The sequence below is a fragment of the Pseudomonas donghuensis genome (assembly GCF_000259195.1).
GTDB lineage: Bacteria > Pseudomonadota > Gammaproteobacteria > Pseudomonadales > Pseudomonadaceae > Aquipseudomonas > Aquipseudomonas donghuensis.
The window spans coordinates 334,717-341,329 of sequence record NZ_JH650758.1; the positions used below are offsets into that span (position 1 = coordinate 334,717).

7 protein-coding genes are annotated in these 6,613 nt (G+C 63.5%); all 7 read right to left on the minus strand.

Annotated elements, in window-relative coordinates:
• Positions 1-1,026, minus strand: a 1,026-nt coding sequence (locus UW3_RS29300; protein WP_420220024.1) for a TolB family protein, incomplete at its 3' end; no start/stop codon positions are given.
• Complete coding sequence (gene pqqE / locus UW3_RS0106125) at positions 992-2,152, minus strand: pyrroloquinoline quinone biosynthesis protein PqqE (protein WP_010221419.1); 1,161 nt, start codon at positions 2,150-2,152, stop codon at positions 992-994. The genes pqqE and UW3_RS29300, both read right to left, overlap by 35 nt.
• Positions 2,124-2,399: a pyrroloquinoline quinone biosynthesis peptide chaperone PqqD gene (gene pqqD, locus UW3_RS0106130; RefSeq protein WP_010221420.1), complete on the minus strand. Its 276-nt coding sequence runs from the start codon at positions 2,397-2,399 to the stop codon at positions 2,124-2,126. The genes pqqE and pqqD overlap by 29 nt, the downstream gene beginning before the upstream one ends.
• Positions 2,396-3,151 carry a pyrroloquinoline-quinone synthase PqqC gene (gene pqqC, locus UW3_RS0106135; RefSeq protein WP_010221421.1) on the minus strand — a complete coding sequence of 252 codons (756 nt, stop codon included), beginning with the start codon at positions 3,149-3,151 and terminating at the stop codon, positions 2,396-2,398. Before pqqC ends, pqqD begins: the two co-directional genes overlap by 4 nt.
• Before the next feature lie 8 nt (positions 3,152-3,159).
• Positions 3,160-4,071 (minus strand): pyrroloquinoline quinone biosynthesis protein PqqB, encoded by a 912-nt coding sequence (gene pqqB, locus UW3_RS0106140; protein ID WP_010221422.1) that lies wholly within the window; start codon positions 4,069-4,071, stop codon positions 3,160-3,162.
• A 67-nt stretch (positions 4,072-4,138) separates the two neighbouring features.
• Positions 4,139-4,210: a pyrroloquinoline quinone precursor peptide PqqA gene (gene pqqA, locus UW3_RS28090; protein ID WP_008365141.1), complete on the minus strand. Its 72-nt coding sequence runs from the start codon at positions 4,208-4,210 to the stop codon at positions 4,139-4,141.
• Between the two features lie 168 nt (positions 4,211-4,378).
• On the minus strand, positions 4,379-6,613 hold a 2,235-nt coding region (gene pqqF, locus UW3_RS26590), incomplete at its 5' end, for a pyrroloquinoline quinone biosynthesis protein PqqF (RefSeq protein WP_010221423.1).

The following is a 6,613-nucleotide window of genomic DNA, read 5'->3' on the forward strand; positions in this document are numbered from 1 at the left end:
GGCCTTATGGTTGTGGCGATTGATGGCGATGATGGCGGGTGGGCTGATGGCCGACGCGGCAATGGCATAGAGGTGCTGCTCGTCCAGGTCGAGGCAGCGAAAGCGGCTGTAGTCTGTGCTGTAGTCCTCTACCGAACCATCGAGATGACAGACGCCCAAGCGGCTGAAGCCGTTATCGAACCAGCTTGCCAGGTAGCGCTGCTCGTCCAGCGGCAGCCAGGTGCTGGCGCCCAGTTGCCAGGGCGCACCGGCATGGTCGGCGGCGGCGGCTGGCAATGGGCTCCAGCCTGTTGCCGTCTCACCCCAGGGTTGCCAATAGCCGTTGCGATCGGACAGGCAATACAAACGACCGGCTGCGTCAAAGCGGGGTTGCTGCAGGGATTGCTGCGGGCCCTCTTCACCGGCGATGCAGCGCGGCGTGCCCCACTGGCCCTCTGCCTGGCGTTGGCAGCAAAGCAGCCGGGTTGCTGTCCATGGTTGTTCGGGGCGGCTCCATTCAATCCAGGCCAGGCGCGAGCCATCGGCGCTCAGGGTTGGTGAGGCGTAAAAGTCGGCGCCCTCGGCCAGCACTTCACGGCTGCCCTTGGCGATGGCGACCAGGCGATGCGCGACTGCCCCGGGGCCATGGCTTTCTTCCACGGCCAGCACCTGCCCATTGGCCCAGCGCAGATCACCGTAGCGCCGCACGCCCTCGGACAACGGCTGCGGCAACCCGCCGTTGAGGTCCTGGGTATACAGCTGCTGGTCGGCCTCGTTGACGAACACCAGGCCATCGTCGCTCAGGCAGAAGCTGCCGCCACCGTATTCATAGACCCGGCTGCGTACGCTGAAGCCATTGGGCGTCAGGCAACGGGCCAGGCCATCGCGCCAGTGCCAGATCCGGCAGGCGCCATCGCTGGGGCGAAATTCGTTCCAGAACAATCCTTGGGCCGTCACCCGCAGCTCGGCAAAATCGGTACCGGCGGCGACCGCCTGGGCGGCGCTGAAACGCTCAGCTGCGGACAATGACACGGGAGTTTCGCTCATTACGGAAGGTCAGCTCATCGATGGTCTGGTGGGCATGCTCGGCGTCTTCACGAGCCTTGAGGATGATGCCGTGCTCGGCCGACTTGGCGCAAACCGGGTCGGCATTGCTGGCGTCGCCGGTGAGCATGAACGCCTGGCAGCGGCAGCCACCGAAGTCCTTCTCTTTCTCGTCACAGGAGCGGCATGGCTCGGGCATCCAGTCGTAACCGCGAAAGCGGTTGAAGCCGAACGAGTCGTACCAGATGTGCTGCATGCTGTGCTCACGCACATTGGGAAACTGCACTGGCAACTGGCGGGCGCCGTGGCAGGGCAGGGCGGTGCCGTCCGGGGTGACGGTGAGGAACACGCTGCCCCAGCCGTTCATACAGGCCTTGGGGCGCTCTTCGTAGTAGTCCGGGGTGACGAAGATCAGCTTGCAGGGGTTGCCGGCGGCCTGCAGTTTGGCCCGGTATTCGTTGGTGATGCGCTCGGCGCGTTCGAGCTGGGCACGGGTTGGCAGCAGACCGACGCGGTTGAGGTGCGCCCAGCCATAGAACTGACAGGTAGCCAGTTCGACGAAGTCGGCTTCCAGGGCCACGCACAGCTCGATGATGCGATCGATCTTGTCGATATTGTGCCGATGGGTGACGAAGTTCAGCACCATCGGGTAGCCATGGGCTTTTACTGCCCGGGCCATGTCCAGCTTCTGCGCGAAGGCCTTCTTCGAGCCGGCCAGCAGGTTGTTGACCTGTTCGTCGCTGGCCTGGAAGCTGATCTGGATATGGTCCAGCCCGGCCTCCTTGAAGGCGGCGATCTTCTGTTCGGTCAGGCCGATGCCGGAGGTGATCAGGTTGGTGTAATAGCCCAGGCGCCGGCCTTCGCCGATCAGTTCGGCAAGGTCCTGGCGCACCAGCGGCTCACCACCGGAAAACCCCAATTGCGCCGCGCCCATCTCCCGCGCCTCGGCCATGACCCTGAACCACTGCTCGGTGCTCAGTTCCTGACCCTGGGCGGCGAAGTCCAGGGGGTTGGAGCAGTACGGGCACTGTAGCGGGCAACGGTAGGTCAGCTCGGCGAGCAGCCACAGCGGCAGGCCGACTTCGGGCGTTGCCGGCAGGTTATTTGAGCTCGATCCAGTGTTCGGCACGGGCCACCTCCATGAACTGCTCGATGTCGTCACCGAGCTCGGGTACACCGGGGAACTGCTTGTCCAGCTCGGCGATGATCGTGGCCACATCGCGCTGGCCGTCGATCAGCCCGCCGATCAGCGCGGCGCTCTCGTTGAGCTTGATCATCCCTTCCGGATACAGCAGCACATGAGCCTTTTGTGCCGGTTCGTACTGGAAGCGATAACCCGGGCGCCAGACCGGGACGTGCGTGCGATCGAAACTCATAAGGCGATTCCTTTGTGCCAGACCCTTTCGCGGGTGACACTGTGGTACGGTGGGCGGTTCAGTTCGTAGGCCATGCTCATGGCATCGAGCATGCTCCAGAGAATGTCCAGTTTGAACTGCAGGATCTCCAGCATGCGCTGCTGACCCTCAACGGTAGTGTAGTGCTGCAGGGTGATCGCCAGCCCATGCTCGACGTCACGCCGGGCCTGGCCCAAGCGGGTGCGGAAGTACTCGTAGCCGGCCGGGTCGATCCACGGATAGTGTTGTGGCCAGCTGTCCAGGCGCGACTGGTGGATCTGTGGGGCGAACAGTTCGGTCAGCGAGCTGCTGGCCGCTTCCTGCCAGCTGGCGCGGCGGGCGAAGTTGACGTAGGCATCCACGGCGAAACGCACACCGGGCAGCACCAGTTCCTGGGAGCGCAGTTGCTCCGGGTCGAGGCCGACAGCCTGGCCCAGGCGTAGCCAGGCTTCGATGCCGCCGTCTTCACCGGGAGCGCCGTCATGGTCGAGCAGGCGCTGAATCCATTCGCGGCGAATTTCGCGGTCCGGGCAATTGGCCAGGATCGCGGCATCCTTCAGCGGAATATTGACCTGGTAGTAGAAGCGGTTGGCGACCCAGCCCTGGATCTGCTCGCGGCTCGCACGGCCTTCATACATCGCTACATGGTAGGGATGATGGATGTGGTAATAGGCGCCCTTGGCGCGCAGAGCCTGTTCGAATTCGGCGGGGGACAGCGGTTTGGCGTCACTCATGTCGGCTCCTAGAGGGTGATGCTCATGCCGTCGAAGGCCACTTCGACGCCGCGCCGGGCACATTCGGCGCGTTCGGCCGAGTCCTCGTCGAGAATCGGGTTGGTGTTGTTGATGTGGATAAGCACCTTGCGCTGGCGCGGGAAGCTTTCCAGTACCTCGAGCATACCGCCTGGGCCGTTCTGCGCCAGGTGGCCCATCTCGCGGCCAGTGCGGGTGCCGACACCGCGGCGCTGCATTTCATCATCCTCCCACAGGGTGCCGTCGACCAGCAGGCAGTCGGCCTCGCTCATCATCTGCAGCAGCTTGGCGTCGACCTGGCCCAGGCCCGGGGCGTAGAACAGCTTGCCGCCGCTGCGCAGGTCCTCGACCATCAGCCCGAGGTTGTCGCCCGGGTGTGGGTCGAAGCGGTGCGGCGAATAGGGCGGTGCGGCGCTGCGCAGCGGGAAGGGGGTGAAGCGCAGGTTCGGGCAGGCGTCGATGACGAAGCTGCCTTCAAGCTCGATGCGGTTCCATTGCAGGCCGCCGTTCCAGTGGCTGAGCATGGTGAACAGCGGGAAGCCGGTGCTCAGGTCCTGATGGACCATGTCGGTGCACCAGACATGGTGCGGGCAACCTTCGCGCAGGCTGAGCAGACCGGTGGTGTGGTCGATCTGGCTGTCGAGCAGGACGATGGCGTTGATGCCGGTGTCGCGCAGGGCGCGGGCCGGTTGCATGGGGGCAAAACTTTGCAGCTGCGCGCGAATATCCGGCGAGGCGTTGCACAGTACCCAGTGAACGCCATCGTCAGACAGGGCAATCGATGACTGGGTACGCGCCGTGGCGCGCAAGCTGCCGTCGCGAAAGCCTTTGCAGTTTGCGCAGTTGCAGTTCCACTGCGGAAACCCGCCACCGGCGGCGGAACCTAGAATCTGGATGTACATGGCCACTCCTGCCGCGTGCTGAAATAAAAACGCCCCGGCGGACCGAGGCGTTGTACCGCAAGCAGGCTCAGCGGCTTGCGAAATACATGGTCACTTCAAAGCCGATACGCAGGTCAGTGTAAGCAGGTTTGGTCCACATGGGATTACTCCTTCCGGATAGGTCTGGGGTTTGCCAGCTACTTATTTAGTCCACCCTCCAGATGAGGGGTTCCCATAGCCGAGATTGCGCTATCTTACTAAAAAAATACGAACTGAATGGTTAAATCTAAGATAAACGTCGTTACAGGGACGGTAAGAATCGCCAGCGTCAGTGCCAGTTTCCAGTGGGCGCCGGACCATTGGCCAGGCACAGCCAGCCTTGTTCGGCCTGGCTCGTCTGGCGGGCCAGGCGCTGCAGTTGTGGCATTTCGACTGCCAGGATCGCCGCTTGCAGATCGCTCAACAACGGCTGCTGCTGACCGGCCAGATGCGCCTGCCAGGCCCATTCGGCAACGTCATTGTTGGCCATGGCCTGTTCGTCGAACTGCGCGGCCAGTGCCTGTTTATCCGCAGTGTTGCAGCTCAGCGTGGCAGGCAGGGCATCGAGCACTGCCTGGATGTGCCCGATGATCTCGGCATGGCTGGCCGACGGCGACTGCACGCCGAGCAGCAGGCCATTGCAGCCTTCAATCTGACGGAAGGCGCTGAACACCGCGTAGCCCAAATTCAGCTCGACTCGCAGCCGTTGATAGAACGGCCCTTGCAACTGCTGGGCAAGGAGTCGGGCAGCGGCTTGGTGTTCGATCGGGACCGGGCAAAACAGCAAAAGCGCGTGTTCGCTGGCCGGCGGCGGCAGCGTTTGCCAGCGGCGTAAAGCCTCTATTCGGGGGGGCAGCTGCTTGCCTGCGCGCCCAGGCACCTTCCCCAGGGCCTGATTCAGTGCCTGTTGTTCGGTAAAGCCGAAACCGCTCGAGAGCCCCTGCCAGGTTGAATACTCCCACAGTGCATCAAGATTGCTCTGGCTGATGGTGCAGGCCGGTAACGGCTCGTCCACGCGGCCCAGCACGTGCTCCGGTAACTGCCTGAGCAGGGCCCGGATAGGCATCGAATCGGGTTGCTCGGCGGCGGCGGGTGTCCAGCTTTGGCTCGCTGGCAGCCGCAGGATTGCCAGCGCATGGTCGATAACCGTGGGCACCACGGCGCCGTTACCGGCGCAGCGCAACTGCCAGTAGGTGTCGCAGGCACTCCAGTGCAGGTGTACGCCAGCCTGGGCTGCCTGTTCGCGCAGTGGTTGCAGGGCCCGATCGAGCACCTGCCAGAGGCGCTCACGCAAGGCTGAGGTCAGTTGCCAGCGCAGGTAGACAACGCCGTGCTGGCGTGTGGGTGGGAGCAGAGGAGACAGGGTCAGGCCGTCGGGCGCTGCGGTGGCAGGAACGCTTACGGGCGTTATCTTCAGCAGCGGATTGGCAGCGGGCAGTCGCCAGGGTTCTAGCGGTGTTTGCGCCTGGCCATCGAGCAGGGTGTCGAGCAACCGTTCGAGCGCTGCAAACCCTTGCTCATCCAGTGCCTTGAAGTGTTGCCCGGTGCTATCGCGGCGAGCCAGCTCCAAGGCACTGGCGGTCTGTTCGCGACAGTGCTGCAATCGGCCGTATTCCTGGTTGATGTCGCTCAGGTCGGCGCTGCGCAAAAACGCCAGCCAGTCGCTCAGCAGGGCCAGGACCTGATCGACGCTGGCTGCATCGTTGAGCTTCAGGCCTGCATGCAGCAGGGCCTGGCCGGCAAAGCTGTAGAGCGATGAAAACTCGAAATGCTCCAGCCAACCCCGTTCATGCAACGTCGCCGATAACCCGCCAGGCCGGGTGTCGCTCAACCAGGTTGCGAGAAAGTCGATGGCCTGCTCAACGCCTGGGTGAAGGTTATCGCACGGGTACAACACATCCAGTTGCCGCTTGTCACCCATCAGCAGCGGCGCCTGGCCGTTGAAGCTCGGTGGTAGCGCCTGCTGCACTGTCGTCCCGGCGCTGAACACACGTGCGAATCGACGCGCCAGCGCCTCCAGCTGTGCAAGGCTCTGCGGCCCGCTCAGGCTCAGGGTGAACTGCCCGGCCTGATAGAAGCGCTGATGAAAATCTCGCAGGGCCGCCTGGAACGCCGGGCTTTGGACCTGCAGGCTGTAACGATTGCCCGCCTGAAAAGCGCTCAAGGGATGTTCGCGGCCGGCCGCCTGAAGCAAGGCAAACTGCCGCTGCATTTGTGCGTTGCGCGACCAGGCAATGAACTCGGCATGGATTACTTCGCGTTCGCGCAGTTGCCGCTCAAGCCCGAACTGCGGGTGCGCGAGCATGTCGCAAAGACGCTCCAGGCCACCGGCAAACGCGGCCTGAGGTACTTCAAAGAAGAACTCGGTAGTGCGCTCACGGGTGCTGGCATTGACCTGACCGCCGTGGTGCTGCACGTAGCGCATCAGGCCGTCTTCCAGCGTGAAGCGTTGAGTGCCGAGAAAAAACAGATGCTCGAGAAAGTGCGCCAACCCCGGCCACGCTCGTGGCGCGTCATGGCTGGC

Coding starts and splice junctions, on each gene's coding strand:
- pqqD (WP_010221420.1), bottom strand. CDS start 2,399: ATGAGTTTCGATCGCACGCACGTCCCGGTCTGGCGCCCGGGTTATCGC.
- pqqC (WP_010221421.1), bottom strand. CDS start 3,151: ATGAGTGACGCCAAACCGCTGTCCCCCGCCGAATTCGAACAGGCTCTG.
- pqqB (WP_010221422.1), bottom strand. CDS start 4,071: ATGTACATCCAGATTCTAGGTTCCGCCGCCGGTGGCGGGTTTCCGCAG.